The sequence below is a fragment of the Streptomyces sp. NPDC002911 genome, assembly GCF_053591835.1.
Map to the genome: position 1 here is coordinate 11,315 of NZ_JBSFUO010000002.1, position 14,655 is coordinate 25,969.

At 71.2% G+C, this 14,655-nt stretch carries 11 protein-coding genes and 1 pseudogene; 5 read left to right on the forward strand and 7 right to left on the reverse strand.

From position 1 onward, the window contains the following. The first annotated feature begins 47 nt into the window (after positions 1-47). Genes ACWD04_RS03020 through ACWD04_RS03030 form a run of 3 tightly spaced genes read left to right on the forward strand, consistent with a single transcriptional unit; the run spans position 48 to position 3,957 of the window. A complete protein-coding gene (locus tag ACWD04_RS03020; RefSeq protein WP_451127477.1) occupies positions 48-1,781 on the forward strand; it encodes an ABC transporter ATP-binding protein in 1,734 nt (577 codons plus the stop codon). Beyond that, complete coding sequence (locus tag ACWD04_RS03025) at positions 1,781-3,706, forward strand: ABC transporter ATP-binding protein (protein WP_451127479.1); 1,926 nt, start codon at positions 1,781-1,783, stop codon at positions 3,704-3,706. Before ACWD04_RS03020 ends, ACWD04_RS03025 begins: the two co-directional genes overlap by 1 nt. Positions 3,707-3,747: 41 nt before the next feature. Beyond that, positions 3,748-3,957 carry a hypothetical protein gene (locus ACWD04_RS03030; RefSeq protein WP_451127481.1) on the forward strand — a complete coding sequence of 70 codons (210 nt, stop codon included), beginning with the start codon at positions 3,748-3,750 and terminating at the stop codon, positions 3,955-3,957. A gap of 6 nt (positions 3,958-3,963) precedes the next feature. On the opposite strand, the gene ACWD04_RS03035 is transcribed toward ACWD04_RS03030, so the two are convergent. The 5 genes from ACWD04_RS03035 to ACWD04_RS03055 form a co-directional block, all read right to left on the reverse strand. After that, the gene (locus ACWD04_RS03035; protein WP_451127483.1) at positions 3,964-5,040 is read right to left on the reverse strand and encodes an RNA polymerase sigma factor; all 1,077 of its coding nucleotides are present in this window, start codon (positions 5,038-5,040) and stop codon (positions 3,964-3,966) included. 177 nt (positions 5,041-5,217) lie between these two features. Continuing rightward, a complete protein-coding gene (dnaG, locus tag ACWD04_RS03040; protein WP_451127485.1) occupies positions 5,218-7,122 on the reverse strand; it encodes a DNA primase in 1,905 nt (634 codons plus the stop codon). Between the two features lie 95 nt (positions 7,123-7,217). Then, positions 7,218-8,477: an NAD(P)/FAD-dependent oxidoreductase gene (locus ACWD04_RS03045; protein ID WP_451127487.1), complete on the reverse strand. Its 1,260-nt coding sequence runs from the start codon at positions 8,475-8,477 to the stop codon at positions 7,218-7,220. A 117-nt stretch (positions 8,478-8,594) separates the two neighbouring features. Then, positions 8,595-9,905, reverse strand: a complete 1,311-nt coding sequence (locus ACWD04_RS03050) for a deoxyguanosinetriphosphate triphosphohydrolase (RefSeq protein ID WP_451127489.1) — start codon at positions 9,903-9,905, stop codon at positions 8,595-8,597. A gap of 35 nt (positions 9,906-9,940) precedes the next feature. Beyond that, positions 9,941-10,732: a sirohydrochlorin chelatase gene (locus ACWD04_RS03055; RefSeq protein WP_451127491.1), complete on the reverse strand. Its 792-nt coding sequence runs from the start codon at positions 10,730-10,732 to the stop codon at positions 9,941-9,943. 181 nt (positions 10,733-10,913) lie between these two features. Here ACWD04_RS03055 and ACWD04_RS03060 point away from each other — a divergent pair, with 181 nt between their 5' ends. Together ACWD04_RS03060 and ACWD04_RS03065 are read left to right on the forward strand one after the other, a co-directional pair. Then, positions 10,914-11,669: a SanA/YdcF family protein gene (locus ACWD04_RS03060; protein ID WP_451127493.1), complete on the forward strand. Its 756-nt coding sequence runs from the start codon at positions 10,914-10,916 to the stop codon at positions 11,667-11,669. 67 nt (positions 11,670-11,736) lie between these two features. After that, entirely contained in the window at positions 11,737-13,812 is a 2,076-nt protein-coding gene (locus ACWD04_RS03065) for a molybdopterin oxidoreductase family protein (RefSeq protein WP_451127495.1), read from the forward strand. Here the strand turns inward: ACWD04_RS03065 and ACWD04_RS03070 are convergent. Both ACWD04_RS03070 and cutA read right to left on the reverse strand, forming a co-directional pair. Further along, positions 13,775-14,269, reverse strand: a pseudogene (locus ACWD04_RS03070) (gamma-glutamylcyclotransferase family protein). The gene ACWD04_RS03065 and the pseudogene ACWD04_RS03070 sit on opposite strands and share 38 nt — an antisense overlap. Continuing rightward, on the reverse strand, positions 14,266-14,604 hold the full coding sequence (gene cutA / locus ACWD04_RS03075) for a divalent-cation tolerance protein CutA (protein ID WP_451127497.1): 339 nt from the start codon (positions 14,602-14,604) through the stop codon (positions 14,266-14,268). Before cutA ends, ACWD04_RS03070 begins: the two are co-directional and overlap by 4 nt. Between the last annotated feature and the right edge of the window lie 51 nt (positions 14,605-14,655).

The following is a 14,655-nucleotide window of genomic DNA, read 5'->3' on the forward strand; positions in this document are numbered from 1 at the left end:
CGGAGTATGGACCGGCCTCTGCCCTCCGCCGACTCCGAGAGACTCGTGTGCTCATAAAACTCCTGCGGACCCACCTCGGTCCGTACAGACGCCCGATCGTGCTGCTGGTGCTGCTCCAGCTTCTGCAGACCTGCGCCAGCCTCTATCTGCCCAGCCTCAACGCGGACATCATCGACAACGGTGTCGTACGGGGTGACACGGGGTACATCCTGGAATTCGGCGGCGTCATGATCGTCGTCAGCATCATCCAGATCGTCTGCAACATCGGGGCGGTCTACTACGGCGCCCGCACGGCCTCCGCTCTCGGACGCGATGTGCGGGCCTCGGTCTTCGGCCGGGTGCAGTCGTTCTCCGCCCGCGAGGTGGGACGGTTCGGGGCTCCTTCCCTCATCACCCGTACGACCAATGACGTGCAACAGGTCCAGATGCTCGTCCTGATGGCGTTCACCCTGATGGTTTCGGCGCCCATCATGTGTGTCGGCGGCGTCGTCATGGCGCTCGGCCAGGACGTCCCGCTGTCGGCGGTGCTGCTGGCCGTGCTGCCCGTGCTCGGCATCTCGGTGAGCCTCATCGTCCGGAGGATGCGGCCGCTGTTCCGCACGATGCAGGAGCGGCTGGACACGGTGAACCGTGTGCTGCGCGAGCAGATCACCGGCAACCGCGTCATCCGCGCCTTCACCCGTGACAGCTACGAGGAGGAGCGCTTCCGCGGTGCCAACAGGGAGCTGACGGGCGTGGCGGTGTCGACGGGCCGGCTGATGGCCCTCATGTTCCCGACGGTGATGACGGTGGTGAACCTGTCGTCGATCGCCGTGGTCTGGTTCGGAGCACACCGTATCGACAGCGGCGGGATGCAGATCGGGGCACTGACCGCGTTCCTCGCGTATCTGATGCAGATCGTCATGTCGGTGATGATGGCGACCTTCATGTTCATCATGGTGCCCCGCGCCGAGGTCTGTGCGGAGCGCATCCAGGAGGTGCTGGAGACCGACTCGAGCGTGGTGCCGCCCCTCGCTCCGGTCACGAAGCTGCTCAAGCACGGCCATCTGGAGGTACGGGGCGCGGAGTTCCGTTACCCGGGGGCCGAGGAGCCGGTGCTGCGCTCGGTCGATCTCGTCGCGCGGCCCGGGGAGACGACCGCGATCATCGGGTCGACGGGCAGCGGGAAGTCGACGCTGCTCGGTCTCGTGCCGCGGCTCTTCGACGCGACGGACGGCGAGGTGCTCGTCGACGGTACGGACGTGCGCACGCTGGATCCGGTCCTGCTGGCCAAGACCGTGAGCCTGGTCCCCCAGAAGCCGTATCTGTTCTCGGGGACGGTCGCGACGAATCTGCGCTACGGCAATCCGGAGGCGACCGACGAGGAGCTGTGGCACGCGCTGGACGTGGCGCAGGCGAAGGGCTTCGTTCAAGGGCTGGAGCACGGTCTCGACGCGCCGATCGCGCAGGGCGGCACCAATGTCTCCGGTGGTCAGCGGCAGCGGCTCGCGATCGCGCGGACGCTGGTGCAGCAGCCGGAGATCTATCTCTTCGACGACTCGTTCTCAGCCCTGGACTACGCGACGGACGCCGCACTGCGCGGTGCGCTGTCCCGCGAGACCGCGGGGGCGACCGTGGTGATCGTGGCGCAGAGGGTGTCCACGATCCGTGACGCCGACCGGATCCTGGTCCTGGACGAGGGCCGGGTCGTCGGGACGGGCAGCCACCACGAGCTGATGGACGGCAACGAAACCTACCGGGAGATCGTGCTCTCCCAGCTGACGGAAGCGGAGGCCGCCTGATGGCAGGACCGGGCGGACGGATGATGGCCGGAGGGCCCACCGAGCGGTCCATGGACTTCAAGGGGTCCGGGAAGCGGCTGCTGGGAAGGTTCAGCGAGGAGAAGTCCTCGCTGTGGCTGATGCTGGGCGCCGGAACGCTGAGCGTGGCGCTCTCCGTGGCGGGGCCCAAGATCCTCGGCGGGGCCACGGACCTGATTTTCGCGGGTGTCGTCGGACGGCAGATGCCGGACGGCACAACGAAGGAGCAGGCCGTCGACGGCCTGCGCGAGCAGGGCGACGGCGGGCTCGCCGACATGCTGACCGGCGTGGACTTCGTCCCCGGTGTCGGCATCGACTTCGGTGCGGTGGGCCAGGTCCTGCTGGCGGCGCTGGTGGTGTACGTCGGCGCGGGGCTGCTGATGCTGGTGTCGACCCGGCTGTCGATCCGCGTGATCAACCGGGTCGTCTTCCAGCTGCGCGAGGACCTGCAGACGAAGCTGTCGCGGCTCCCGCTGTCCTACTTCGACCGGCAGCAGCGCGGCGAGGTCCTGAGCCGGGCGACGAACGACATCGACAACATCTCGCAGACGATGCAGCAGACGATGGGCCAGCTCATCAACTCAGCTCTGACCATCGTCGGTGTGCTGATCATGATGTTCTGGATCTCGCCGCTGCTCGCCCTGGTCGCGCTGATCACGATCCCGCTGTCGGTTCTCGTCGCGGCGAGGGTGGGCAAGCGGTCGCAGCCGCACTTCGTGGCGCAGTGGAAGGTGACGGGCAAGCTCAACGCCCACATCGAGGAGATGTACACCGGCCACACGCTGGTGAAGGTCTTCGGGCGTCAGGAGGAGTCCGCGCGGGACTTCGCGGAGCAGAACGACGCGCTGTACGAGGCGGGCTTCAAGGCCCAGTTCAACAGCGGGATCATGCAGCCGCTGATGATGTTCGTGTCGAACCTGAACTATGTGCTGGTCGCGGTCGTCGGTGGGCTGCGGGTCGCTTCGGGTGCACTGTCGATCGGTGATGTGCAGGCGTTCATCCAGTACTCGCGGCAGTTCTCGATGCCGCTGACGCAGGTCGCCTCGATGGCCAACCTGGTGCAGTCGGGCATCGCGTCGGCCGAGCGGGTCTTCGGCCTGCTGGACGCCGAGGAGCAGGCGCCCGACCCCGATCCGGCCGAACGGCCGGAGGAGCTGCGCGGCAGCGTCTCGCTGGAGAACGTGTCCTTCCGGTACGACCCGGAGAAGCCACTCATCGAGGATCTCTCGCTGAGCGTGGAGCCCGGCCACACGGTCGCGATCGTCGGCCCGACGGGTGCCGGCAAGACGACGCTGGTCAACCTGCTGATGCGGTTCTACGAGGTGACGGGCGGCCGGGTCACCCTCGACGGGGTCGACGCGGCGAAGATGTCACGTGACGAACTCCGGTCGGGCATAGGGATGGTGCTCCAGGACACCTGGCTGTTCGGCGGGACGATCGCGGAGAACATCGCCTACGGTTCCTCGCGCGAGGTGACCCGGGAGGAGATCGAGGAGGCGGCGCGGGCGGCTCACGCCGACCGATTCGTCCGTACGCTGCCCGAGGGTTACGACACGGTGATCGACGACGACGGGGCCGGAGTCAGTGCGGGCGAGAAGCAACTGATCACGATCGCGCGGGCGTTCCTGTCCGACCCGGTGATCCTGGTACTCGACGAGGCCACCAGCTCGGTGGACACCCGGACCGAGGTGCTGATCCAGAAGGCGATGGCGCGGCTGGCCCACGGTCGTACGAGCTTCGTGATCGCGCACCGGCTCTCCACCATCCGGGACGCGGACGTGATCCTGGTGATGGAGAACGGCTCGATCGTCGAACAGGGAACGCACGACGACCTGTTGTCGGCCGAGGGGGCCTACGCCCGGCTGTACGCGGCGCAGTTCGCGCAGGCGCCGGCCGAGGTCGACTGACGGCCTCGGCCGACGGCGGAACACGAAGAACGGGGCGCGTGATGGCGGAGAGCGGCGAGGAACAGCAGGCCGGCCGCAAGGCCGGAACAGGTGTGGCGCTCGGCATCGGGGTGGGTGCGGGTCTCGGGTCCGCGTTCGGTGCGCTGACCGGCGATCTGGCGCTGGGCGTCGGCGTCGGGATGGCCCTGGGCGTGGCCGTCGGTGCCGTGCTGGGGTCCGCTTCCGGGGAGAGACGGGGCGCAAGGCCTTAGGGCCGCTCAGTCCAGGTAGCCGCGGAGCTGGTCGGCGAAGGCGTGGTCCCGCAGCTTGGCGAGAGTCTTGGCCTCGATCTGGCGGATGCGTTCGCGTGTCACGCCGAAGATCCGTCCGATCTCCTCGAGCGTGCGGGGCCGCCCGTCGTCCAGCCCGTAGCGCAGCTGGACGACCTTCCGCTCCCGCTCCCCAAGGGTGGAGAGCACCGCCTCCAGGTGTTCGCGCAGCAGCAGGAAGGCCGCGGACTCCACGGGTGAGGCGGCGTCGCCGTCCTCGATGAGGTCACCGAAGGCGACGTCGTCCTCCTCCCCGACGGGCGCGTGCAGGGAGACGGGTTCCTGGGCGAGGCGCCGGACCTCGACGACACGCTCGGGCGTCAGGTCGAGCTGGGCCGCGACCTCTGCGGCGGTGGGCTCGTAGCCGCGCTCCTGGAGCATGCGGCGCTGGACGCGTACGACCCGGTTGATCAGCTCGACGACATGGACCGGAACTCTTATGGTTCTGGCCTGATCGGCGAGTGCGCGGGACATCGCCTGGCGGATCCACCAGGTGGCGTACGTGGAGAATTTGTAGCCCCGGGCGTAGTCGAACTTCTCGACCGCCCTGATCAGTCCGAGGTTCCCCTCCTGGACCAGGTCCAGCATGGTCAGACCCCTGCCCACGTAGCGCTTGGCCACGGAGACCACGAGACGGAGATTGGCCTCGATGAGCCGGCGTTTCGCCATCCGCCCCATGACCACGAGCCGGTCCAGGTCGACGGCGAGCCGGGAGTCGGGGTCGGGCGTGCCGGCGAGCCGTTCCTCGGCGAAGAGTCCCGCCTCGACGCGGCGGGCGAGGTCCACCTCTTCGGCGGCGCTGAGCAGCGGGATCCGCCCGATCTCCCGTAAGTACTGGCGGAAGAGGTCGGACGTCGGGCCGCCTGCCTCCGGCCGGCGCCGTGGCACCTGGGACACCGGGGGCTCCGCCGGCTCCTCCAGCACCGGCTCGGGCGTGCCCGCCGTCTCCGGGTGACGTGTGCCCCGGCTCTGCGCGGGAATCGCCGGGACATGCTCGGTCGTGGTCGGCACGGTCCGGGTCTGCACGGGGGCGACCTCCAGGTGATCGCTGCCGGATCGCGGGGATGGAGGTCCGCCCCCGGGCGGACCGCCGCGCTCCGATGACTCAGGCACCGCCACCCAGTGTGGGGTACGACACATCGCTGCCACGAGGGGCGTGCGGTGACTTTTTGCGCCCGGAGCGTGACGGGGTGCTGATACGGCTCAGAGGGCGGCGGCGCCGTGGTTCCGCAACGACTGGGCGTACTGCTGGAGGACCCAGACCTCGTTCTGCGCGGCGGCCAGATGGTCCGGGGCGACATTGCTGCCGAGGCGGGCGAGGCTGCCCTGGACGTCGTCGATCCTGCGGTCGACGGCGCGGAGGCGGACCTTGACCAGATGTTCGCCGGCGTACGACTCGTCGATGGACTTGCCGTGGAAGACCTCGACCGCGAGCTCCGTGACGAGCTTGCGCACCGTGTCGTTGGGGGTCGCGTCGAGCACCTGGACCAGGTACTCGCGGGTCTCCGCGACGCCCAGCTCCGCGCCGCCCGCCTCCGCGATGCACTGGCGCACCGCCGCGTACGGCGGGGCGGTGAACTCGTCGATGCCGTAGGCGTCGAAAGCCGGGGAGACCAGGGCGGGCTTCTGCAGAGCGAGCTTGAGCAGCTCTCGCTCCGTGCGGTGGGCGGGGCTGCGGAGGTTGAGCGCGGGGCCGGACGGGGCGGCGGGAGCCTGGGCCTGCTGGTGCTGCGCGCCGGTACGTGAGGCCGGCGCGGGTCCTCGCTGCTCTCCCCGCCCGCGGGCCCACTGGGCGAGCTGGTTGACCCGGTGGACGACGAATTCCTGGTCGAGGATGCCGACGAAGCCGGCGAGCTGCACGGCCACCTCGCGCTGCACGCTGCTGGTCTTGATCTTGGCGACGACGGGCGCGGCCTCGTCCAGGGCGGCGGCGCGGCCGGCCGGGGTCTCCAGGTCGTACCGTCCGACGATCTGACGGAGCGCGAATTCGAAGAGCGGGGTGCGGGGTTCGACCAGATCGCGGACGGCGTCGTCGCCCTTGGCGAGCCGCAGGTCGCACGGGTCCATGTTGTCCGGGGCGATCGCGATGTAGGTCTCGGCGGCGAACTTCTGGTCGTCCTCGAAGGCGCGCAGAGCGGCCTTCTGGCCGGCCGCGTCACCGTCGAAAGTGAAGATCACCCGTGCGCTGCCGTTGTCCATCAGGAGCCTGCGGAGGATCTTGATGTGGTCACTGCCGAACGCCGTCCCGCAGGTGGCGATGGCAGTGGTGATCCCCGCGAGGTGGCAAGCCATCACATCGGTGTAGCCCTCGACCACGACGGCCCGGCTGGACTTCGCGATGTCCTTCTTCGCCAGGTCGATGCCGTACAGCACCTGGGACTTCTTGTAGATCGAGGTCTCGGGGGTGTTGAGGTACTTCGGGCCGTTGTCGTCGTCGCGTAGTCTGCGGGCGCCGAAGCCGACGATCTCGCCCGAGGTGTCGCTGATCGGCCACATCAGCCTGCCGCGGAAACGGTCGATGGGGCCCCGGCGGCCGTCCTGGGAGAGACCGGAGCTGATGAGCTCCTTGTCGCTGAAGCCCTTGCCGCGCAGATAGCGGGTGAGGTGGTCCCAGCCGGCGGGGCTGTAGCCGACGCCGAAGTGGGCTGCGGCGTCCTGGTCGAAGCCGCGTGCGGCGAGGAACTTCCGGCCGATCTCCGCTTCGGGGCCGTTCAGCTGCTCGCGGTAGAAATCGGCGGCGATCTTGTGCGCCTCGACCAGCCGGATGCGCTCGCCGCGCTGGTGGGAGGGGTTGTAGCCACCCTCCTCGTAGCGCAGGGTGATGCCCGCCTTGGCGGCCAGGCGCTCGACCGTCTCGGAGAAGGTGAGGTGATCGATCTTCATCACGAAGGCGATCGTGTCGCCGCCCTCCTGGCAGCCGAAGCAGTGGAAAAGGCCCTTGCCCGGGCTCACCTGGAAGGAGGGGGACTTCTCGTCGTGGAAGGGGCAGAGGCCCTTGAGGTTTCCGCCGCCCGCGTTGCGCAGCTGGAGGTATTCGGACACGACGGCGTCGATCGGGACCGCGTCCCGGACCGCCTTCACGTCGTCGTCATTGATCCTGCCTGCCACGCGTGAAGTCTACGGGTGGGGCCGGGCATCCGGGACCGGCCGGCAGCGGGGGTCCCGCCCCGGGCGCCGGCTGGTCCCGAATGCCCGGCCACCGGTCAGAGCACGGATTCCAGGGGCACGGACGGGTCGCCGAGGGCGTCCGGGTCCACCGGCCGGGCGGCCTTGATCAGCTTCTGGATGCTCTCGGTGACGTCCCACACATTGACGTTCATCCCGGCGAGGACCCGGCGGTCCTTCAGCCAGAAGGCGATGAACTCGCGCTTGCCGGCGTCTCCCCGGATGACGACCTGGTCGTACGAGCCGGGCGGAGCCCAGCCGGAGTACTCCAGTCCGACGTCGTACTGGTCGGAGAAGAAGTACGGCACCCGGTCGTACGTCACGTCCTGGCCGAGCATGGCCTTCGCGGCGGCGGGTCCGCTGTTCAGGGCGTTCGCCCAGTGCTCCACCCGCAGCCGGACGCCGAAGAGCGGATGGTCGACGGACGCGATGTCCCCGGCGGCGAAGATGTGCGGGTCGGAGGTGCGCAGGGAGGCGTCGACGACCACACCGCCGCCCTGGGCCCTGCTCGCGATGTCGAGCCCGGCGGCTTCGGCGAGTGAGGTACGCGGGGCCGCGCCGATCGCTGCCAGCACGTCGTGGGCGGGGTGCTCCTCGCCGTCGTCGGTCAGGACGGCGAGGACCAGGCCGTCCTGTCCGGTGATCTCCGTGAGTCGGGCGCCGAAGTGGAAACGGACACCGTGCCCGGCGTGCAGATCCGTGAAGATCTGGCCTACCTCCGGGCCGACGACGTGGTGCAGCGGGGTCGCCGAGGAGGCGACGACGGTGACCTCGGCGCCGTACTCGCGGGCCGCCGCGGCGACCTCCAGGCCGATCCATCCGGCTCCGGCGATCACCAGGTGGCCGTTGTCCCGGCCGAGGGCGGCGAGGACGTTGCGCAGCCGGTCGGAATGGGCGAGACGGCGCAGATGGTGGACGCCGACCAGGCCGGTGCCCGGGACGTCGAGCCGACGGGGCTCGGCGCCGGTGGCGAGCAGCAGCTTGTCGTAGTGGACGACCGTGTTGTCGCCGAGCTGCACGGACCGGCCGGCCCGGTCGATGGAGGTGACCACCTGGCCGAGGTGGAGCTCGATGTCGGCGCCCGCGTACCACGCGGTCTCATGGACGAAGACGGAGTCCCGTTCGTCCTTGCCCAGCAGATAGCCCTTGGACAGGGGAGGCCGCTCGTACGGATGGTCGCGCTCGTCGCCGATGAGGATCACCCGGCCGCTGAAGCCCTCCGTCCGGAGTGTCTCGGCGGCCTTCGCTCCGGCGAGCCCTCCGCCGATGATGACGAACGTCCGATGTGCGTCGACCACTTGATGCCTCCTCAAAGCTTGGCTGCGCGGCGCCGTTATCTGCGAGCGTCCCGCACGCAGCGTGATGACGAAAGAGGTGTGCCCCGATCAGGTCACGGCCACTGGCATGTGGCCCCGTCAAGGTCCAGTCTGCCCAGTGCCCGTGAGTGTTCCGTGAAGGGACCGCGCGGAGGCGTCCGTCAATGCGGCGATCTGGTCGACGAGAACCCTCTTGCGGGCCCTGTCGTCGGGTGCCGTCGTGTACAGGGCGCGGAACTGGGGCTCCAGTCCTTCGGGTGCGCGGGCGGTCAGGGCGGCTGCGAGCTCGGCGATGACGATCCGCTGCCGGGCGCGGATCACCTCCTGCTCGGCGCGCTGCATGACGTAACGGTCCGCGACGGCCTTGAGGACGGCGCACTCGTTGCGTGCCTCTCGGGGGACGATGAGCTCGGCGCCGTATCTGCCGAGCCGTCCCGGCCCGTACGCGGCGTGGGTCGCGGTTTCGGCGGCCAGGCAGAACCTGCCGATGAGCTGACTCGTCGCGTCCTTCAGCCGGGCCTGGGCGACCGCGGTGCCGTCGTAACCGTGCGGCCACCACTCCTGGGCGGTGAGCCGGTCGAGGGCGTCGGCGAGCTCCTGGGGATCGGTGTCCGCGGGGACGTACCGGCCGATGGCGACGTCCCAGATATCCGCGCGCTCCGGCTCGGCGAAGAGGCAGCCGGGGTCGATGTGTCCGGCGTGCAGTCCGTCCTCGAAGTCGTGCACGGAGTAGGCGACGTCGTCGGACCAGTCCATGACCTGGGCCTCGAAACATCTGCCGTCCTGCGGCGCGCCTTCGCGGACCCAGGCGAAGACCGGCAGGTCGTCCTCGTACACCCCGAATTTGGGTGAGCCGGGGTCGGCGGGGTGCGCGCCCCGGGGCCAGGGGTATTTGGTGGCGGCGTCCAGGGCGGCCCGGGTCAGGTTGAGCCCGACGCTGACGAGCTCACCGCTGCGGGGGTCGCGGACGAAACGCTTGGGTTCGAGGCGGGTCAGCAGGCGCAGTGACTGAGCGTTGCCCTCGAAGCCCCCGCAGTCCGACGCGAAGTCGTCGAGCGCCTGTTCACCGTTGTGGCCGAAGGGCGGGTGCCCCATGTCGTGGGAGAGGCAGGCCGCCTCCACGAGGTCGGGATCACAGCCGAGCGCGGCGCCGAGCTCCCGCCCGACCTGGGCGCACTCCAGGGAGTGGGTGAGGCGGGTGCGGGGGCTGGCGTCCCAGACCCGGCCGCGGGTTCCGGGCGTGACGACCTGGGTCTTGCCGGCGAGCCTGCGCAGGGCGGCGGAGTGCAGCACGCGTGCGCGGTCGCGCTGGAACGCGGTGCGGCCGGGCCGCTTGTCGGGCTCGGTGTCCCAGCGCTCGGTGTCAGCGGTGCCGTAGGGCGTGTCCCTGGGGTCGTGCGTACCGTCCATGTCCCCGACAGTAGACCGGGGGCCGACGGGAAGGGTCAGGCTGAGGCCAGGAGGGGCGGGTGCGTCAGGGCGCCGAAGACGGGCACGGCCCCGGTCAGGGCCTGGTCGTAGCGGTGCAGCAGGAGGCGTGCCATCGCCGGGTGGGCGCCGAGCGGTGCGGCGGCGACGCCCGGTGCGGCGGCGGCCGAGACGGTCGCGAAGCGGCCGGGGGCCGTGAAGTACGAGGCGAGGGCCACGCGGTGGCGGCCCCGGGCGGCGAGTGCGCGCAGGGCGGCCGGGACGTCGGGCGTGGCCGCCGAGGCGTAGGCGGGGACGACAGGCACGCCGCCGAGGCGGTCGCTGAGCATGGCGGCGGTGCGGCGGGCGTCGACGTCCGAGTCGGGGTCCCGTGACCCGGCGGCGGCGAGTACGACGGCTGCGTCGCGGCTCGCACCGTCCTCGTCCCGCCAGCCGGCCTCGAGGAGACGCTCGTACAGGGCCTCGACGAGCAGCGGGTGCGGTCCGAGCGGGGCCGCCACACGGGTCCGGAGGCGGGTCGCGGCCGCAGCGGCGAGGGGCAGGTCGTGCCGGACGTGGTGACCGCGGCCGAGCAGCAGCGGCACGAGCACGGCCTCGTCCTGCTGCCCGATGCCGTCCAGGGTGTCCGGCAGCAGGGGCTCGTTCAGCTCGATGTGGCCGAGCCGGACGTCGAGGGCGGGCCGCAGCTCCCGTACCCGGTCCAGGAGCTCCAGCACGGTGCGCAGGGCTCGCGGGTCCCGGCTGCCGTGCGCGACGGCGACGAGAGTGGGGGCGGATCTCCGGATGCGCTGCACAGGCCTGCGGGTCATGAACCGATGGTGCCGGGCGCACGTTGCCGGGCCGTTTCGCACCGGTGACGGGCGTTTGCCTCTGTCTCACCGGAGAGGGGCGTGCGGTGTCAGTACCTGTTCACACCGGGCCCGCGAACCTTTCGTGTGCGTCGTTCGTCCCCTTCTCCGAGGGATCGGGTACGAGGGCGGGGGGCGCCGCATGCGGCTGAGGACACAGAGGGGGTTCCGCCATGTGGGGCGCGGGGCCCTGAGACGGCTCGCCGCCACGCGGCCGCGGCTGCCGCGGACCCGGCGGGGGCAGCGGCGGCTGGTGCAGGCGCTGATGGTGGCCTGTGCGGTCGCGCTGGCGCCCGCGGCCTGGCTGCACACCACAGCCGACGCCCGGGTGCGAACGACGGCCGACGCCCCTGCGCAGCAGGTCGCGGTGGTGTTCGGGGCAGGGCTGTGGGAAGGCCGGCCGTCGCCGTATCTCGCGCACCGGCTGGACGCGGCGGCCGAGCTGTACAGGGCCGGCAAGGTCCGGGTCGTGCTGGTCACCGGGGACAACAGCCGGGTGGAGTACGACGAACCGGATGCCATGCGCACGTATCTCACGGCGCGGGGGGTGCCGGACGGGCGGATCGTCAGCGACTACGCGGGGTTCGACACCTGGGACTCCTGCGTCCGGGCCAAGAGGATATTCGGGGTCGACCGGGCCGTCCTGGTGAGCCAGGGCTTCCACATACGGCGGGCGATCGCCCTGTGCCGCTCCGCCGGGATCGACGCGTACGGGGTGGGAGCCGACGACGTACACGATGTCACCTGGTACTACGGCGGAACGCGGGAGGTGTTCGCGGCGGGCAAGGCGCTCCTGGACGTGGTCTTCGAGCCGGACCCGCATTTCCTTGGGCCGCCGGAGCCAGGGGTGGCGGAGGCGCTCACGGGTGACCTCACGGCGGCCGACGGGGCGGGCTGAGGTGCGCGTACCGGGGGCGTAACCGGAGGCACCGGTGCTCGTAATACCGGCCTCGCACGCTGGGTGTATGGCCCGCACCGAAACGTCCACCCACTGCCCGTACTGCGCGCTCCAGTGCGGGATGAAGCTGCGACCGGTCACCGACGGCGGGGTGGTCGAGGTCGTGGAGCGTACCGAGTTCCCTGTCAACCGGGGAGCCCTGTGCGGCAAGGGACGCACCGCGCCCGCCGTGCTCGCCGCCGGTGTGCGGCTGACGGGGCCCCTCGTGCGCGACGCGGGTGGTGAGCTGGCGCCGGCGAGCTGGGACGAGGCGCTGGAGCGCATCGCGGGCGGGCTGCGCGGGACACGGGCGGAGCACGGCGCGGACGCCGTGGGTGTGTTCGGCGGGGGCGGGCTCACGAACGAGAAGGCGTACGCACTCGGGAAGTTCGCCCGGGTGGTGCTCGGCACCTCGCAGATCGACTACAACGGCCGCTTCTGCATGTCGTCGGCGGCCGCCGCGCACCAGCGTGCGTTCGGACTCGACCGGGGGCTGCCGTTCCCGCTGGAGGACATCCCCCGGACGGGATGCGTGATCCTGGTCGGCTCGAATCTCGCGGAGACGATGCCGCCCGCACTGCGCTACCTGACCGAGCTGAGGGAGAACGGCGGCCGGCTGATCGTCATCGATCCGCGCCGGACCAGGACCGCCGAGCAGGCGGATCTGCACCTGGCACCCCGGCCGGGCACGGATCTGGCCCTCGCGCTCGGCATGCTGCATCTGGTCGTGGCCGACGGACGGGTCGACGAGGACTTCGTCCGCACCCGGACGAACGGCTGGGACGAGGCCAGGGCGGGTGCGATGGCGCACTGGCCGGAGCTGGTGGAGCGCCTCACCGGGGTGTCCGTGCCGCAGTTGCGCGAGGCGGTGGAAATGTTCTGCGGAGCGGAGAGCGGGATGGTGCTGACCGCACGGGGGCCCGAGCAGCAGGCCAAGGGCACGGACACGGTGGGAGCGTGGATCAACTTCTGCCTGGCCACCGGCCGGGCGGGCCGCCCGCTGTCCGGGTACGGCTGCCTGACCGGTCAGGGCAACGGCCAGGGCGGCCGGGAGCACGGCCAGAAGGCCGACCAGCTGCCCGGCTACCGCAAGCTCACGGACCCGGCGGCCCGTCGCCATGTGGCCGGGGTCTGGGGCGTGGACCCGGACTCGCTGCCGGGGCCGGGCCGCAGCGCCTACGAGCTGCTGGACGCGCTGGGGCGGGATGTGCGGTCGCTGCTGGTCATGGGGTCGAATCCGGTCGTGTCGGCGCCGCACGCGGGACACGTCGAGGAGCGGCTGCGGTCGCTGGACTTCCTGGCGGTCGCGGATGTGGTGCTGTCGGAGACGGCGGCGCTGGCCGATGTGGTGCTGCCGGTGACGCAGTGGGCGGAGGAGAGCGGGACGACAACCAGCCTGGAGGGCCGGGTGCTGCTGCGGCAGCGTGCGGTCACACCGCCGGAGGGGGTGCGCAGCGACCTGGAGGTGCTGCACGGGCTGGCCGGGCTCCTGGGGCACGGCGAGGGCTTCCCGGCCGACCCGGAGAAGGTCTTCGACGAGCTGCGGCGTGCGTCGGCGGGCGGTCCGGCCGACTACGCGGGCATCACCTACGCCCGGATCGCCGCGGAGGACGGGGTGTTCTGGCCCTGCCCGGACGAGGAGCACGCGGGAACGCCGCGGCTGTTCCTGGAACGGTTCGCGACGGACGACGGACGGGCCCGGTTCGTCCCGGTCACGCACCGGCCCGCCGCGGAGGAGACGGACGCGGAGTACCCGGTGGTGCTGACGACCGGACGGGTCGTGTCCCAGTACCAGTCGGGGGCGCAGACCCGCCGGGTGGCCGAGCTGAACGCCGCCGCGCCGGGCCCGTTCGTGGAGCTGCATCCGCGGCTCGCCGAGCGGATCGGGGTGGCCGAGGGCGAGAGCGTCGCGGTCACCTCGCGGCGTGGGCGGGCGGTGGCACCGGCCCGGATCACCATGGCGATCCGACAGGACACCGTGTTCATGCCGTTCCACTGGCCGGGCGAGGGCCGGGCCAACTCCCTGACGAACCCGGCGCTGGACCCCGTGTCGCGCATGCCGGAGTTCAAGGTGTGCGCCGTGCGGGTGGAGGCCGCCGGCTGAGCCGGTCACCGCCCGGCACGGGTGTGCCGCCGGTGCGCAGGGATCGGGTCACGGCGGTGGCGGCGAGGTGGACCCAGGCGCGGACGGGCTCACCGGACCCGGGCTCGCCGGAACCGCCGCCGGGTGTGTCCGGCAACGGCCCGGGTACCGCCCGGCGGGTCACCCGCTCGTACAGCTCGCGCGGGTGTCCGGCCCCAGGTACTGCTCCAGGTCGTCCAGGAGCCCGGGCGGTTTCCGCGTACACCCCGGGCAGTTCCGCGTACGCCCCGGGCAGGGCGGTGACCAGCGCGCCGTGGACGGTGCCGTGGCCCCCGATCACGTACGGGCGGCCCGGGGCCCTCGCAGAGGAGGACGGCCGGCCGTTCCTCGTGGGTGCGGCCCCGGAGGAACCGGTCGTGCTCGGGCTCTCCGGGGAGCAGCGTGCCGGCACGAAGAAGGGCAGCCGGAGGTCCGTCACAGCGAGGCGACAGGCGCCGTTTCCGTGGACACCCAGGCGAGGTAGCGGTCGCTGCCGCGTACGACGGGCATCGCGATGATCTCCGGCGTCTCGTAGTCGTGGGCCGCGGCGAGGTGGGCCTCCAGCTCGTCGTACCGCTCGGCCGTGGTCTTGAACAGCACCTGCCACTCCTCGCCGGTCTCGACAGCGTCCTGCCACCGGTAGACGGAGGTGACGGGGCCCGGGATCTGTGCGCACGCGGCGAGCCGCGCGTCCACGGCGCCCCGGGCCAGGGCGTGGGCCTTCTCCTCGCTGTCCGTCGTGGTCAGTACGGCCAGCCATGCGGGCTCGGTCATCCCCGGTTCTCCTCGTTCTCGGCGTCCGTGGCCCCTCGATTGTCGCCCCCG